Raw genomic sequence first — 16,391 nt, forward strand, 5'->3', positions numbered from 1 at the left:
CGAAAATCCGCGTGGCTCCTCGGCCACGCGGAAAATCGACGCAGCCGTGCTGGCAAACGAATTCAGTGTTTCGAGCGGGACCGGAAATTTCCCCACACTCTATCCGGCGGGAGCTTCAATCCGATTGCCACTCGAAGATCAGCTAGCGGCGGCGAGCGCGGTCGTTGGCGTCTGTTCAAGCCGATTGCCGCCCAGCGACTTGGCTCGATACAACGCCTGGTCGGCGGCTGAGAGCAGGTCGGTGAGGGAAGCCGTTTCGCGACTTGACTCGGCGAGTCCAATGCTGACGGTGGCGTGAATCCGGTCGCCGTCGGCGCCATGGGACATTGCGGCGAACCGGCTGAGAACGTTCTCGCCTAGCTTTTTTGCGCGGTCGCTGTCGTAGCCCGGCAGCAGGGCGGCAAATTCTTCGCCGCCGATGCGTGCAAGAATCGCGTCCGTACCCGTCACGGCTCGAACGGTTTCCGCGAATGACCTCAAAACTTCGTCGCCGGTCTTGTGCCCAAAGTGGTCGTTGATTCTCTTGAAGTGATCGAGGTCGAACGCAAGAAGTGTGACGGGTAGTCGATTTATGCCGTGGTCGCTGATAACCCGCTCCCCCTCTTCGAAAAACAACTTTCGATTCCCGAGGCGAGTCAGGTAATCCGTGCGGGACTCCTGCAAAAGCTCACCATGAATTTCTTCCCGAGTCAGCCGGAGCAAGGTCATCGGCAAAATGACCGAGTAGAGAACCCCTTCGTACATCGTGATTTCGCTGGAGACAGCCAGCACGCGCGGCCCGAAGATCGGCACCAGCCATGGCAGCACGAAAGCCCGGGCGACGTAAAACAGCGCGTGGATGCCCGTTACCGCCACGGCGACGCGCCGGGATTGAACCGCCGGCATGCCGTCGCCTCGCAGCAGTTCGAGCGACGTCATGGCGGAAGCCAGCGCGATCGGGATGGCGCTGACGTACATCCAGACGGCAGCCTGCCAACGCACGCCAGCCACGGCCCACGTGAGCCCCATCAGCAGAAGCAACCCGATCGAGCTCGCGAGATATCGCCGGCCGTTGAACATGGCCACACCGTCCAGGACGAGCAGATAGCCGGTGAGAATCACGAGATTACTCACTGCGGGGCCAGCTGCACCGAGCAGTTGAACCCGGAATGCAGCCGCCGCGCAACCGATTCCGAGGGTCGCATAGCCGGCCGCCAGCATTCGTAATTCCTTGCCGCGCTTGGGATGGGACAGGTGTTCCCAATACATCATGGCGGAACTGGCAAACAAGGTTCCGATCACAAGAAGGTAAAGCGTGGCTAGATCGACTTTCATCGCTGACTTCAGAGCGCGTCCCCGCTGCAACGGGGAAAAGGTTAGAGATTACATACGTGATAACGGCAAACGCCGCGCATCCTTGCGAAATGATATCGGAATGGGTCGTGGGGAGACGCGAAGCCGGGCGGGTGGGCCTACGGTCGACCGAAAAACTACACAGTGAACGCAGAAATTTCGCCGGTTGGCATCTTCTGCGCAACGCGCCATGTCGGCGCAAAGCCAATACAAATCGTCGCGAAAGGTTGAGTTCATCGCGAGGCGCAGCAGCGCCAAATTGCTATTCTTCATAGACATAGACCGGCTCTTCAAGCGCACTCCCATGCGTGCCCGCGCGGAAAGGGGGATGTATGACGCGTCCTGTACTATCGCTGCTTTTCCTGTGCATTTCCGTTGCCGGTCTGTCTGCGACGCACCTTGCGTGCGCAGCAGGCGTTCTTCCGCAGGGCGGCCAATACGTTGCCGGGGCCGGCACCATCTCGAGCCATGGCAATGCGCTGCTGGTCACGCAGCCGGGTTCGACGCGCGGCGTGATCGATTGGAACAGCTTCTCTGTCGGAGCCCACAACCGCGTGACGTTCGACAACGGCTCCGGCGCGACCTTGAATAGGGTCACGGGCGGCTCGCCGTCGGCAATCCTCGGCAGACTCAGCGCAACGGGCAGCGTGTATGTGATCAATCCGCAGGGCATTGTCGTGGGCCCCTCGGGCGTCGTGACAACGGGTGGACGTTTCGTCGCGTCTACGCTCGATGTCTGCAACTGTGCTTTCATTAAAGGCGACGCACTCACGCTGTCGGGCGAGTCAAATGCGAGCGTGATCAACCTCGGCAAAATCAGTTCGAGCGGCGCCGATGTCTTCCTGATCGCGCGAAACGCGGTCGTCAATGCGGGCACGATCAAAGCGCCAGGCGGCACGGCCGAACTGGCCGCAGGCGCACAGGTGCTGTTACAGGACTCGGCCAGCAGCAAACAGGTTTTCGTGCAGACGGGGAGCGTTGGTACGGTCGTCAACAGTGGACGCATCGCAGCCGCGCAGATCAGCCTGCAGGCCGCCGATGGCAACGTGTTTGCGCTCGCCGGCGGTGGCACGCGCATTCGGGCGACGGGCACGGCGAACCGCGACGGACATGTCTGGCTCGTCGCCGACAGCGGCCGTGTCGAGCAGTTGGGCACGATCACCGCCAGCAACGCGGACGGCAGCGGCGGGACGGTCGATACTGGCGCGGCGCAACTGGCGTTCGGCGCAAAGGCAGCCGTTCATGCGGGCGAATGGAATCTCTCGACGCCCGCATTCACGATCGATAATTCCGCTGCTCGCGCATTGCGCCGCAGCCTGAATTCGGGCACTTCTGTCGATGTCGCCACGACAGGCGCGATGGGCGCGACGGGCGATCTGGACGTCGCATCGAGCCTGCGCTGGTCTGGTCCCGCTTCGCTGACGCTCGCCGCGTACCGCGACGTATCGGTCGCGAGCGGCGCGGCGATTGCGAACAAAGGCGCGGGCAATCTGAGCTTGCGCGCCGACGCAACCGGAAGCGACAACGGCGGCAGCGTCGTGAATCACGGCACGCTCGACTGGTCGAAAAGCACCGGCGCGCTGAGCGCTTTCTATGACATGAACGGCACATACGTTGCCGGTACCCAACTGAGCAACCCGGCGTGGACGCCCCCCGCATTCAGCGGTCTGGTTACGCAGATCACCGCGTACAAGCTGGTGAACTCGCTGACCGATCTGTCGAATGTCGCCAACGACCTCACCGGTAACTACGCGCTCGGCAAGAATATCGATGCGAGCGCGACGAGCAACACCGCCTTCGTTCCAATCGGCAGCGTCGACACACCGTTCACGGGGCAGTTCGACGGACAAGGCAATACGATCAGTTCGCTAACGGTCGCGCAGTTGGCGCCTTCCCAGTTCGTACGATTGATGGGTATGTTCGGCGTGATCGGCGCCCAGGGCGTCGTGCGCAACGTCGACATTTCGGGCACGGCGAGCACGGCTCCCAACCAGATGGCCAGCGTCTACATGGGCTTGCTGGCCGGCATGAACAACGGCACGGTCCTGCGGGTGAATACGTCCGGCACGGTTCTTAGCGGTGGACCTGGCGCATTCGCTTTGCTCGACTTTTCGATAGCCGGTGGGCTCGTGGGCGCTAACGCCGGCTCGATCCAGCGTTCTTCGAGCAGCGCCGCCGTGACCGCGGGGAATGTGCTCGGTGGTCTGGTGGGCGCGAATAGCGGCCTGATCGACCAGTCGTTCGCCACGGGTCCGGTCGTTTCGCTGAGTTATATCAATGAGGGCGGCGGCGGCCTTGTCGGCGATAACAGCGGCACGATCAACCAGTCTTATGCAACCGGCTCGACAACGCTTCTGGGCTATTGCCGAGGCGCTGCCGGTACGCCATGCGGCGGCGCCGGCCTCGTCGTCATAAACTCGGGAACGATCACCCAGTCATTCGCAACCGGTCTCGTGACTCAGCCGTCCTATCAGCCGATCGGCATCGCGCGGGCCAATACCGGCACGATCGGGAACGATGTGTACTGGGACACCGACACCACGACCGCCACAGTCGGCGTCGTGTACGGCACGCCGATTCCCGCGGCGAACGGGCTGACCACCGCGCAGATGAGCACACCGGCATCATTCGTGGGTTATGACTTCAGTCCGACGGGGGTGTGGGCGATGCCTGCCGGCGCGACGCATCCGGTGCTGCGCTAGCAGCTCGCGCAATGACGCGTGACTAATCAAGCGGAAGTTGGAAAAAAATTCTAGCTTCCGCTGATTAGTTACCCCTGACAAATGAAGCAAAAGGCGGTCAAATTATCGCGGCCAGCGCACGGGCTGGCCAGGTGGGTCAGGCCCGCCCGCTCAACCCTCGCATCCGCCGGGCGAAATGGGCGCGCTCCGCATCATCCATCAGCATGAGGAACTGATCCGCTTCCATATGAATCAGTTCTTCGTGATCGCCCGCCTCGAAGTAGACGTCGGGCTGGCCTGCCAGGCTGGATTCCAGGTAGGTTTTCATGCCATACGCCATACAAATTGGCGGCAGCGCACCCACATCGCAGTCCTTGAATAATTCGCGCAGTTCGACTTCCGTGGCCAGGGCGAGCCGGCGCCCTGTCTTGTTCCAGAGTTCGGAGAGCTGCACGGCGTAAGTTGACGGCAGCACGGCGGCCACGTAGCCGTGTTCGTCTTCGAGGAGCACGGTCTTGGCGAGGCGGTCGCCCGGAATGTGCGCCGCAGCAGCCGTTTCGATACTCGAGTGGCTGTATGGGTGACGCACGACTTCGTAGCGGGAACCCTTGCTGCGCAGGCAGTCCTGCAAGGTTGGCGACATCGACATGGCACACCTCCTGTCGAATACCTGAAAAGGAATGAACAATTGCGATCTTTTCAGAATAGTTCACGCACCGGCAATACGCACGCCAGCTGAACGATTCCATCGCGCGATCGAATCCACCGGTTGAATCCGCCGTTCCTCAGCTGACGTTGGTCGGCCGGTCCGGCGAACGACACCTTTGGTCCGTGCGAGGCATGGCGCCGCCGCGGACCGAAAAAGTTCGCAAGCTGTTGATCGTTAAGGAACTGCGTTCTACCGTTCTCGCAGGTGCAGCCGATTTACAAGTAGCCTGCATTCGTCAACTTGACAACGCCCATCGTGAACCTCGAACGCAGCCATACTTTCTCCTTTAGCCCCGACGGCGAACATTTCCTGCTCGACGGCCTGCCGTTCCAGATTCGCAGCGGCGAGATGCATCCAGCCCGCATCCCGCGCGAGTACTGGCGACACCGGATCCGCATGGCAAGGGCGATGGGGATGAACTGCATCGCGTTGTACATCATGTGGAATTACCACGAGACGCATAGAGGCGTGTTCGACTTCCGCAGCGGGAATCGCGATATCGAGGCCTTCATCCGCCTATGCCAAGCCGAGCAGATGTGGGTGCTGTTGCGCCCCGGGCCTTACGTGTGCGCGGAGTGGGATCTGGGCGGCCTCCCATCCTGGCTGTTGCGCGATCCGGACATCCAGTTGCGGACCGACTCGGCCACCGATCCTCGCTACATGGCCGCGGTGGCTCGCTATATCGACGAACTGGTTGCGCGTATCAAGCCATTGATGAGCGAGCACGGCGGACCGATCCTGATGATCCAGATCGAGAACGAATTCGGTTCGTATGCGAGCAATCCGGCTTACCTCGAAGAGCTCAGGCAGCTTTGGCTAGCAGGAGGCATAACCGGGCCGTTCTACACCGAAGACGGTCTCCCGCAACTCGAACGCAATCGCACCACGGTAACGGGCGGCGCGATCGCGCTGAGCAACGGCGACGCAGCGCAGATCGCAACCGTGCGCCGCGAATTCCCCTCGGTGCCCGCGATGGCTGGCGAGGTGTACCCAGGGTGGCTCACGCATTGGGGCGAAGCGGGGTTCGCGGGCGTGGACTACGACCTCTCCAGTACCTTGGCCACGTTCATGGAGGCGCGACTGTCGTTCAACCTGTATGTCATTCACGGCGGCACGAGCTTTGGCTTTTTTGCCGGCGCGAACGTGGACGGTTCAGGCAACTATCAGCCCGACATCACGAGCTACGACTACTGCGCGCCGATCAGCGAGCAAGGCATGGCGACGCCGAAGTACATCAAGTATCGAGACCTGATCGCCAGCTATCTGCCCGAACCCTTGCCAGCCATACCCGAGGTCATCGCCACGCTTGACTGCGCAGGCGCTGAGGCCTTGATGCCAACGCTCTACGCCTCGATCTGGGACAACCTGCCCGCGGCACTGCCACGCGAGCATGGCGTCGAGCCGCAGTCGTTTGAACGCTACGGTCAGGCGTTTGGCTTCGTGCTGTATCGCAAGTCTTTGCCGGAGCACGCGCGCGGTGTGCTGGATATCAGCGCCGTTCACGACTACGCAACGGTTTTCCTTGGTGAACGGTACGCGGGCGGCGTATCGAGAGCGCAACTGCCGCAGAAGTACGCGCAGTCGCTCCACATGATGCATCGCGCGCCGCTTGCGCTGCCTTCGGCGCGGCACAAGCACGGGTCGAACCCGGACGGCCAGGTAGCGCTGGAGATACTCGTCGAGGCCATGGGGCGCGTCAACTTCGGACCCGCGATCGTTGACCGTAAAGGTCTGCTCGAGCCGGTCACGATGAAACACGTCGACGGCTCGCTCGCGTTGCTTGAGGAATGGGACATCTATCTGCTGCCGATGGATGAAACGTTTATCGCCAACCTCAACGAAGACTGCACGAACCCACGAAAACCCGGTCTCTTTTATAAGGCGAGCGTGCTGCTGACTGAAGTCGGCGACACCTGGCTCGACATGAGCAACTGGACCAAGGGTATCGTCTGGGTCAATGGCCACAATCTCGGACGCTACTGGAACATCGGCCCGCAAAGGCGCCTGTATTGTCCCGCGCCGTGGCTCGTGCAAGGTAACAACGAGGTGCTGGTCTTCGACCTCCATCAGATCGAGGCAAAGCCGATTCAACTGGCCGACAGGTTGTACTAGGGTCTGTTTACATATGGAACGCACGTGCGAATGCCCGCTATCGGACGCACGACGCCGCCGTGCGGCCGATAGCGGGCATTCCCCTGGAATGAAATTCAGAACTGGGGTTGCCGCGAGAAGGGCCGCTCGCTGCGTCATGCTCCTTGCGAATACGTCGAGTATTCGCGGCGTCGCAATCCTTGCGAGCGGCCCTTCTCGCGGCAACGCACGTGCGTTCCATATGTAAACAGACCCTAGCGCCTACGCCTCGTCCCCCCTTCACCGCTTCGCGGCGGCAACCGGCAGCAGTTCGAGCGTAAGCACTTCGAACGGCGCCAGTTGCACTGCTTGCGACAGATCAGCGTCCAGTTGAGCAGGAATACCGGAATCCCCCGCACGCCCAAGGCTGCGCGATTCGAATCGTGCCGCCGCGTTATCCGGCAGTTCCAGTTGGCGTCGCAGGTCGAGTGTGAAGCGTTGCGTGCGACTGTGAGGATTGCGCAGCGTCACGATCGCCTTGTGCGGCGCCCACGCTGCCCAACCATAGGCCGCCTGTTCGTCCGGCGCTCCGCCGATCCAATGACTGTCGCGAAGAATGTCGCCGTTTTCTCGCGCCCATTGGGCGGCGCGCGCAAGCACATCCCAGTCGTGCTCGCCCAGCAGCGCCGGCGTAATGTAGAGCTCCTGCAATTGCGTGCCGGTCCCGAAGAACGACCACACTTCGTTGGAGAATGCGTCGCCCGCCGACGCATTGAGGCGTGGATTGCACTGCGTGTAGAGGATGCCGTGCAGCATCAGCGAATTGAGTGGAAAGAGCGGACTGCGCTCCACGACGTTGTGATACGTCTGCGTGTCGCGGTATGTGATCCAGCGCTCGCGGTTCGTGCCGCTGCCCGCCAGGCCATCGTCGCTGCCGCCGCGCCAGATGGAGTCGACGTGGCGCAGCCAGAACGGCGACGGATGCGTACCTGTGGTGAGATTGATGAAAATTTCGGGCTTGGCCGCGCGGATGTCCTCGATCAGTTGAATCGCCGCGTCCCAATCGCTGTCGAACAGGCTGCCGGGGAACACCCTGTCGGCATTGCCTGTGCCGTCGAACTTGAAATGGTTGACGCCGCCCTTGTCGAGCAAGTCCATCACGACTTCATGAAAGCGCCGGTAATACGTCGGCCCCGATAATGCGAGACCGTTGTCGATGACCTCATAACCAGCGGCGCGTCCTCGCGTCACGCGTTCCTGTTTCGGCATACCGTAGCCGCCCCACGGGGAAAGCCATATGCCGGGAGCGGCGCCGAATCGCGCGGCGGCGTCGCGCAGCGGAACGAAGCCATGTGGAAATGCCTTGCTGAATTGCCAGCCGCCGCCAAGGTCGTCCCAGCCATCGTCGAACAGAAGCGAATCGATCTGCACCCCGCGCGCTATGTGCAACTCGTGGCCGATTGTTGCGATGCGCTCGAGCGCCTGCTCCTGCGTGTACGGCGTGAGGTAGCCGATGTCGCCCCAACTGTTGTAGTGCAGAAACGGGCGATACGGGCGAGCCCGTTCCCGCTCCAGATAGATGCCGAAGTCGCGCCGAACCTGGCCGTCGCTGGCTACACCTGCCACAGCGGAGTAGACCAGCGTCCTGTTTTTCTCCAGCGGCAACGCGCGATGCAGCATGAAGCTGAGGCTGTCGCCCTTCACCTGACTTGTCGCCAGCGGGTGCTCGAAGCCCAGATAGAAGTTGCCCGCAATGACCGGCGTGCCCTTGCGCTCACTACTGGCCCTGGCGCCTGGAGCGCGCGTCTTCAGCAACGACACGGCAGCAATTGCTTCGTCCTGAAGAAGCGCGGTAATCGCCAGCTGGACGCGCAGATATCGCGACCCTTCGCGCTGCTCCACGCTCCATTGCACCTTTAGGCGTCCATGCGTATCTACCAGGGAGACGCTCGCGCGTCGCCCTGCGATTCGTTCGCCCAAGCGGGACGCATGCGGGTTGGGTTCGAGCGCAGCGTCGCTCACGGGCGCAACGACCCTCAGCTCGGCCAGGCCCATGGTGGTTCCGTCAGCGAGCGTGAGCGTGAGCGGCGCGACGATGCGCAACGTGCGTTTGCGCTCGCAGTCGATCAGTGAGAAACCGGCGAGACGTTCGTCCTCGTTCGTCCAGCGCAATGCAATCGCGTCGTTGCCGAACGAGGAGATATGGCCCGTCGTCTGGAGCACGGGCATGCCAGTTTGCGTAGGCGAAGCATGGTTGGCGCGCATGGAGAAACCTGTCTCGGGCCAGAGGAAGAGATTTTCGCCGCCCCCGCGAATGGCGTCAGATAACGAACTGCGCCGTGGTGGAGGGCGCGAACAGTTCGTCGATAGTCATTATCCGTTCGGAAAGCCCCTGCGTATGGTGGTAGCGCAAGAACGCGTTGAGCACCGCTTCGTTGCCGGGCACACCGTAGCGCTCGCCCGAGGCGGCTCCGGAGCGGCGACTCTCAAATCCGCCAACGCGTACTTACGACCCACTGCCGCCCTTCGGCGCGGTGCGAAACCAACGGCTGCTTGCGGTGGCGGATTCAACCGGTCGATGCAATAGTTCGATGGAATCGGTCAGCCGGCGTCGCAACGTTACTGTCCCGATGAGGGCGAGCCTTAGACAGGATTCGAGGCGGGCCGTCCTTCCAGCACGGCGGCGATATTGTCCAGCGCCGTAAAGCCCATCTGGTCGCGGGTCTCGATCGTTGCGCTGGCCATATGGGGCGTCAGGAACACGTTGTCGAGCTCAGCAAACCGCTTGTCGACGTTGGGCTCGTTCCGGTACACATCCAGAGCCGCGCTGAACAGATGACCCGACGTCAGGGCGTCATAAAGCGCATCTTCGTCCACCAGGCCGCCACGCGCCGCGTTAACAAAAATCGCGCCTGCGGGAAGGAGTCCAAACTCTCTTTTCGTCATGAGCGGGACGCTTCCACCCGGCACGTGCAGCGTGAGGACCTGGCAGTGCGGCAGCATTTCGTCGAGAGTGGCATAGAAGGTCGCGCCATTTTCCAGCGACGGGGCCGCACGGTGCATGTCCGTGTAGATCACGCGCATGCCGAATCCCTGCGCACGCTTAGCGACCGCCCGTCCAATACGCCCAAATCCGACGATGCCGAGCGTCTTGCCATTCACTCGCATACCCAGCATCTCGGTCATGCCGAACGATTTGCCCCATCCGTTGCGCATGATCCGTTCGTATTCTGACGCGCGACGGCACGCAGCCAGCAAGAGCAGCATGGAAAAATCGGCTGTGCACTCGGTCAACGCATCGGGCGCGTTCGTCACGACGATTCCCCTTTCACGGGCCGCCGCTACGTCCATGTGATCGAAGCCCGCGCTCGCGTTCGCAATAATCTTGACCGTCGAAGGCAGCGCGGCAATGTGTTCCGCTTGCAGGCCGGATTTTTTCCCGATGAGTACGGCCGGCACGTCGTGCTTCTTGCAGAAGTCGACGACAGACCACGAGTTCATATCGGACTCGGTCACGAAGGCATGGAATTCGGCCGCAGCGCGATTCGCCACGGCGGTGGGAACCGTTCGCGCAATCAACAGGCTGGTGCGTTTATCTTCCGACATGGTTTTTCCTTTGGCAGGCAGACGTCGAGAGACTACGAAATCGCTGACCGGGCCGTCAATGTTGATTGGATGAATCAACTCCTCGGTGATGACTCGCCCCTATTGTTCGCGGCGCCTGCGCGTTGCGATTTGTTTCCGTCTTGTCCCTCTTCAATCTTGCTTGCGGCCACACGCGCATCAGGAAAACCCTGATGCGATCCCCATCCGCAAGGCCCGCGGATGTTGATTCAATGAATCAAGATTGCTCAACCCTGATGCGAATGCAACTCTGTTTCCCATGTCCAATTGACTTGACGAGAGGAAAGGAAATGTCTGCATCGAAGAAGTTCGCAGCCGTTACGGGCGCCGGCTCCGGCATCGGCCGAACCGCCGCCGTCGCACTTGCTAACGCAGGATTCGCCGTCGCGCTGATCGGGCGCAGAGCCGAGCCGCTGGTGGAAACAAAGGAAGCAATCGGCAGGGCGGGGGGAGAAGCGGATGTATTCCAGGCCGACGTTGGCGACGCAGCATCGGTCGAGCACGCGTTTTCGGGAATTGCCGAGGCATTCGGTCGGCTCGACGTGCTGTTCAACAACGCGGGGCGCAATGCTGGGGCTGTCCCTCTGGAAGACTACGAAGTCGACTTCTGGAACGACGTCGTGGCCACCAATCTGACCGGCGTTTTCCTTTGCGCTCGCGCCGCTTATCGTTTGATGAAGGCACAGTCCCCGCAAGGCGGACGAATCATCAACAACGGATCGATCTCCGCCCACTCGCCAAGGCCGCACACCATTGCCTATACGGCAACAAAACATGCTGTGACTGGCATCACCAGATCGATCGCGCTGGACGGACGCGCATTCAACATCGCCTGCAGCCAGATCGACATCGGCAACGCCGCCACATCGCTCACTGAACGGATGAACCGCGGCGTACTGCAAGCGGACGGACGCCTGGCACCCGAAGCAAGAATGGATGTGACGCACGTGGCGAATGCAGTCGTGCACATGGCCAGTCTTCCGCTCGAAGCAAATGTTCTCAACATGACCATCATGGCGACCGCCATGCCGTTCGTCGGCCGCGGATAAATCGCCCTTAAGCCAACTAAAAAAACAACAGGCTAATGTTACGGAGACACCGATGAAAATCGCAGAGGAACAAACATTGCCGGTGGGAACCCCGGCTTACGCGGATACCACGAATCGCTCCAGAGTCCGCTACGTCGTGCTCTCGATGTTGCTCATGGCCACCATTCTGAATTACGTGGACCGGTCGGCGCTGGGCATCGTTGCGCCGGGCCTCTCGAAGGGGCTGGCGCTCAACAAGATGCAGATGGGCGAGCTGTTTGCGGCATTTGGTCTTGCCTATTCCATTGCGCTGGTGCCCGGCGGGGTGCTGACCGACATTCTCGGCTCACGCCTCGCCTATGCGCTGTCTCTGGTCGGTTGGTCATTCGCCACGCTGACGCAGGGTTTCGCGACCGGCTATCAGATGCTGCTCGGGTCGCGGCTCGCCATCGGCGCACTGGAGGCGCCGGCCTTCCCTTCAAACGCACGCGCCGTGACCTTGTGGTTTCCCGCCCGGGAACGCGGCTTCGCGACCAGCGTCTATGTAATGGGGCAATACATCGGGACGCCCTTGTTCACCGGATTGTTGCTGTGGATCTCCGCCGCGTACGGTTGGCGGACGGTTTTTTATGTGACCGGTGGCTTCGGCATTCTGTTCAGTCTGCTCTGGTACCGGGTTTACCGCGATCCGCATCAGCACCCGCGCGTGAATGCCACCGAGCTGCAATACATCAATGAAGGTGCCGCGGCGACGCGCAAGCCCCGCGAGAAGTTCGACTGGCGCATGGCGCTCAAGCTGCTCAGCTACCGCCAGGTTCTCGCCATCTGTCTCGGAAAATTCTGTAACAACACGCTGCTGGTCTTCTTCACCACGTGGTTCATGACCTATCTGATCGAAGCGCGTCACATGTCGATGATCAAGGTTGGGATCTTCCAGGCACTGCCTTTTATCGGCGCCACGGTCGGCATCCTCGCGGCCGGCTCCCTTTCGGACTTTTTTATTCGGCGCGGAGTGGCGCTTTCGACAGCGCGCAAGGCTCCGCTCATCATCGGCACGATGCTCGGCGCGTCTATCGTGCTTGTCAATTTCGTCGAGTCGAACGAGGTGGTGATCGCCATCCTGACGATCGCGTTCTTCGCGCAGGGCGTCGGGTCGATGTCGTGGGCCGCCGTTTCCGAAATCGCGCCTCGACAGTACGTGGGACTGACCAGCAGCATCACGAGCCTCGCGGCCAACATCGCGGCCGTCACCACGCCACTCATGATCGGCTACATCACCCAGCACACCGGCCACTTCTACTGGGCCCTCAACCTGATGGGCGCGATCTGCCTGCTCGGAACGTTTTCGTATTCCGTGCTGCTGGGCAAGCTTTCCCGCATCGAACTGTGATGCTTTCAACTATACGGTGAAATCGGATGATTGAATTCAAGTGGGATCATCTGCAACTGTGCTCGGCGGACGCCGAAGCCACTGCGGCATGGTTTGCGCGCTGCCTGAACGCCGAGATCGTGCGTCGTCCTGGGCGAGTGGATTTGCGCATCGGCAGCATCAACCTTTTCATCACCTCGCTGGCGAGCGTCCAAGCCGGCCACCCTCGCTGCGAGCGGCAGCAGGGCATAGATCATTTCGGCGTGGTCGTGGACGATATCGACGCGGCGTTCGTGCATCTGTTGCTCTGCGACGCGGAAATCGTCGAACCGATCAAGCAGGTTCGCCCCGGCGTCAGAGCCTGCCTCGTGCGGTCGCCCGGTGACATTCTCGTTGAGATACTGGAGCGGCGACCCGCCGAGATGACTTTTACCTGAAAAAACGTCAATATTGGCGCTGGATCGGTCGTGCTCGAGTGCAAGGCGCGATCTGCGTCGTCACTCCCCCGTTGCCCCGTTGCGCTGCATCACCTTGCTTGCCATCCCATGCGAAACTGGATCACTCTGACTGAAGCGGCTCGACAACTCGGAGTGCAGGCGCAGACTGTCTATGCGTATGTAAGTCGAGGTACCATCGCCGTCATGCCGGATCCGCTCGACCCACGCAAGAGCCTCTATCGCGCGGAGGACGTCGCCGGTCTGTGCCGAAAAAAGCAGGTGGGACGCAAGCGCGAAGCGCTCGCCGCCGGGACCATATTCGGTGCGGAACCCTGCATTTACAGCAGCATTACCACCTTCTCAAAAGGCCGGCCCTACTACCGGGGGCGGGATAGCATCCGGCTTTCGGACGCGGCGACGCTTGAAGACGTGGCGGCCATTCTCTGGAACGCGCGCGCCCCCGTTTCCTTCGAAAGCGGCGAGTTGCCGCTACAGGGCGACGAGCGCGGCAGGCAATGCGCGTTCACATCGCTGGCAGCGCTCGCGGCCTGTGGACACTCGACCCTCGGACGCACGGACAGCGCACTGCATGTCGAGGCCGGCCGGCTCGTGGCGCTCATCGCACAAGCGTTTGGTGCGCGACGCGGCGCGAACGCACAAATGACGCATGAGCGGCTCGCGCTTGGTTGGGGCCAGGACCGCGATGGCGCCGAACTTATCCGTCGTGCCTTAGTCCTCGTGGCCGACCATGAGATTACGAGTTCCGCGTTCGCCGCCAGGATTACCGCCTCCACCGGCGCGTCGCTGCCCGGATGCCTGCTCACGGGACTCGCGACTTTCTCCGGCCCACTGCATGGCGACGCGTCAGGCCGCGTGCGGGCCGTGTTCGACGACGTCGGAAGACTCGGTGCGCAGCACGTGGTTGCCCATCACTTGCAGTCGGCCATTCCAATCCCCGGGTTTGGACATCATCTGTATCCGGACGGCGATCCGAGGGCGGCCGCAGTGCTCGAAGTGCTGAATCCGCCTCAAGAGATCATGTCGTTCATCAACAAGGTGGTTGAGCTGACCGGGCTCAAGCCAAATATCGACGTTGCGCTTGCGGCCCTGACGGCTCAACTGGCGTTGCCGCGCGATGCGTCGTTCGCGTTGTTCGCAACAGCCCGGAGCGTGGGTTTGCTCGCGCACTGCATTGAGCAACTCCGGGTGAGCAAGGTCATACGGCCACGAGGCCGCTATACCGGGCCGGCGCTGGAAGACGCCGCCCCCGGGTCGCCTGCGGAAGGCAGCGAGAATACACTCGATGCAGCCACGCTCGACAAGAATCGCTTATTCAGGCCGGTTGGGCGCTGAGAGACGCGTCACCTGGATCTTTGCCGAAACAAAAAACCTCGACGCCGATCGGCTCTTGCCGAGAGGGCCGGCTTGTTCCAGTGGACGTAAGCGTTTTGAGCGAAGCGGCGTCGGTAGCTTCGCAGACGTGCCACCATGCTTATGGCGATGGATGGGGCATGCGACGCCAGACCATGGCCAGATTGCGGACGGAAGGTCTGGAGTCTGGGCGGGAGCCGACATTCCAAGGGTTGCATCAAAGTGCGTCCGAGCGGCCGCTCTTGGCTCAGATTGTGTCAAAACGGTTTTTGGAGCGCTGAAACTTGCCATCCGACAGCGAGGGATAAGCAAGACGAAACGGTTCGTTCAAGGCGACAATCGTACTCAAAGCTTTCTCCTCCCTGAAGCGCTTGATGACTACGTGACGGACACAAATCCCGTGCGCGTGGTTGATGTCTTTGTAGACGAGCTTGACCTTCAGAAGCTTGGGTTTGAAGGCGTCGAACCAGCGTTGACTGGTCGGCCGTCGTATCACCCAGAGGTGATGCTCAAGATCTATATCTACGGTTACCTCAACCGTATCCAATCGAACCGCCGCCTTGAACGCGAGACCCAGCGTAACGTCGAACTGATGTGGCTGACCGGCCGCCTGACGCCCGACTTCAAGACCATAGCGCGGTTCCGTAAGGACAACGGCAAAGCGATCCGTAGCGTCTGCCGTCAGTTCGTCGTGCTTTGCCAGCGTCTGGACCTTTTCGCTGAAGCGATCGTTGCGATTGACGGCAGCAAGTTCAAGGCGGTGAACCACCGCGACCGTAACTTCACGAGCGCGAAGCTCGAACGACGCTTGCGCGACATCGAGTCAAGTATCGCCCGCTATCTCGAGGCGATGGACACAGCGGATCATCAGGAGCCTGCAATCGCAAAGGTCAGGACAGAGCGACTGCAGGACAAGATTTCGGCCTTGAAGGAACAGATGCGAAGCCTCAAGGAGATCGAGGCCCAACTCAACGCAGCACCCGACAAACAGGTATCGCTCATGGATCCAGACGCTCGTTCGATGAAGACAGGAGGAACGGGGTCGTCGGCTACAACGTCCAGACTGCGGTTGACACGAAGCACCATTTGATCGTCGCGCATGTCGTTACCAATGATGGCATCGATCGTGATCAGTTGACGTCGATGGCGAAGCTTGCCCGTACAGAGATGGCCGTCGACAAGCTCACTGCAGTTGCGGATCGGGGCTACTACAAGAGCGAGGAGATACTTGCATGCCATGAGGCCGGAATAAGCGTGTTCATTCCGAAGTCGGTGACATCGAGCGCATCCGGCGACAGACTGTCGAGCATCCGTTCGGGACGATCAAGGCATGGATGGGCGCCACTCATTTCCTGACGCGGACCATCGAGCGCGTGAGTACGGAGATGAGCTTGCACGTGCTGGCGTACAACATGAAGCGAGTGATCAAGCTACTCGGTTCAAAAGCGGTGATGACGGCGATGCGGGCGTGACGTCCGTTGGGCGGCGCTGCGCCGTCGCGATACTTTCGGCTTTGATTTGACGCCCGGTCGCCGCAATCGAAAAGTCGCGACCTGCGGCAAGACAGGTTTCGCTAATTTCCGGTGTCTACGCGTTTTGACACGCTCTGGGCCGACTCCTGCCTGACGGCGGTCGGCGGCTCGCGACCCGGATCTGCCCTTCGCCCCAATGCGGACTCGGCGGCGGCTTTCAAAGTAGAACGGCCGCCTGGTGGTGCATCCGCGGTCCAGGCGCTTGCCGCCCATACGCAGTCGTTTTCGCCAGGGAGAA

At 61.2% G+C, this 16,391-nt stretch carries 11 protein-coding genes and 1 pseudogene; 7 read left to right on the plus strand and 5 right to left on the minus strand.

The genetic code is table 11. The annotated features are described in order from the left end of the window. Window positions 1-138 precede the first annotated feature (138 nt). Window positions 139-1,314, minus strand: coding sequence for a sensor domain-containing diguanylate cyclase (locus F6X39_RS33565; RefSeq protein ID WP_187619780.1), 1,176 nt, complete (start codon window positions 1,312-1,314; stop codon window positions 139-141). Between the two features lie 350 nt (window positions 1,315-1,664). Between F6X39_RS33565 and F6X39_RS33570 the strand changes: the two genes are divergently transcribed. Next, window positions 1,665-4,034, plus strand: a complete 2,370-nt coding sequence (locus tag F6X39_RS33570) for a filamentous hemagglutinin N-terminal domain-containing protein (protein ID WP_187619781.1) — start codon at window positions 1,665-1,667, stop codon at window positions 4,032-4,034. Between the two features lie 136 nt (window positions 4,035-4,170). Here the strand turns inward: F6X39_RS33570 and F6X39_RS33575 are convergent, their stop codons facing one another. After that, on the minus strand, window positions 4,171-4,662 hold the full coding sequence (locus F6X39_RS33575; protein ID WP_184073667.1) for an aminoacyl-tRNA deacylase: 492 nt from the start codon (window positions 4,660-4,662) through the stop codon (window positions 4,171-4,173). 300 nt (window positions 4,663-4,962) lie between these two features. Between F6X39_RS33575 and F6X39_RS33580 the strand changes: the two genes are divergently transcribed. Further along, window positions 4,963-6,834, plus strand: a complete 1,872-nt coding sequence (locus tag F6X39_RS33580; RefSeq protein ID WP_187619782.1) for a beta-galactosidase — start codon at window positions 4,963-4,965, stop codon at window positions 6,832-6,834. Window positions 6,835-7,092: 258 nt separating this feature from the next. Here F6X39_RS33580 and F6X39_RS33585 read toward each other — a convergent pair whose 3' ends face one another. The 3 genes from F6X39_RS33585 to F6X39_RS33595 all read right to left on the minus strand — a co-directional run bounded on the left by F6X39_RS33585 (window position 7,093) and on the right by F6X39_RS33595 (window position 10,398). Then, on the minus strand, window positions 7,093-9,057 hold the full coding sequence (locus F6X39_RS33585; protein WP_187619783.1) for an enterotoxin: 1,965 nt from the start codon (window positions 9,055-9,057) through the stop codon (window positions 7,093-7,095). 55 nt (window positions 9,058-9,112) lie between these two features. Next, complete coding sequence (locus F6X39_RS33590) at window positions 9,113-9,238, minus strand: hypothetical protein (RefSeq protein WP_260321215.1); 126 nt, start codon at window positions 9,236-9,238, stop codon at window positions 9,113-9,115. 197 nt (window positions 9,239-9,435) lie between these two features. After that, a complete protein-coding gene (locus F6X39_RS33595) occupies window positions 9,436-10,398 on the minus strand; it encodes a 2-hydroxyacid dehydrogenase (protein ID WP_187619784.1) in 963 nt (320 codons plus the stop codon). A 308-nt stretch (window positions 10,399-10,706) separates the two neighbouring features. Between F6X39_RS33595 and F6X39_RS33600 the strand changes: the two genes are divergently transcribed. From F6X39_RS33600 to F6X39_RS33620, 5 genes and pseudogenes are all read left to right on the plus strand, one after another. Next, entirely contained in the window at window positions 10,707-11,465 is a 759-nt protein-coding gene (locus tag F6X39_RS33600) for an SDR family oxidoreductase (RefSeq protein WP_187619785.1), read from the plus strand. 52 nt (window positions 11,466-11,517) lie between these two features. Beyond that, complete coding sequence (locus tag F6X39_RS33605) at window positions 11,518-12,834, plus strand: MFS transporter (RefSeq protein WP_187619786.1); 1,317 nt, start codon at window positions 11,518-11,520, stop codon at window positions 12,832-12,834. A 26-nt stretch (window positions 12,835-12,860) separates the two neighbouring features. After that, on the plus strand, window positions 12,861-13,250 hold the full coding sequence (locus F6X39_RS33610; RefSeq protein ID WP_187619787.1) for a VOC family protein: 390 nt from the start codon (window positions 12,861-12,863) through the stop codon (window positions 13,248-13,250). 108 nt (window positions 13,251-13,358) lie between these two features. Beyond that, window positions 13,359-14,603, plus strand: a complete 1,245-nt coding sequence (locus F6X39_RS33615; RefSeq protein WP_187619788.1) for a citrate synthase — start codon at window positions 13,359-13,361, stop codon at window positions 14,601-14,603. A gap of 322 nt (window positions 14,604-14,925) precedes the next feature. After that, window positions 14,926-16,093: pseudogene (locus F6X39_RS33620) on the plus strand (IS1182 family transposase). Window positions 16,094-16,391: the final 298 nt, after the last annotated feature.

This window comes from Paraburkholderia sp. UCT2, assembly GCF_014397665.1.
GTDB classification, from domain to species: domain Bacteria; phylum Pseudomonadota; class Gammaproteobacteria; order Burkholderiales; family Burkholderiaceae; genus Paraburkholderia; species Paraburkholderia tuberum.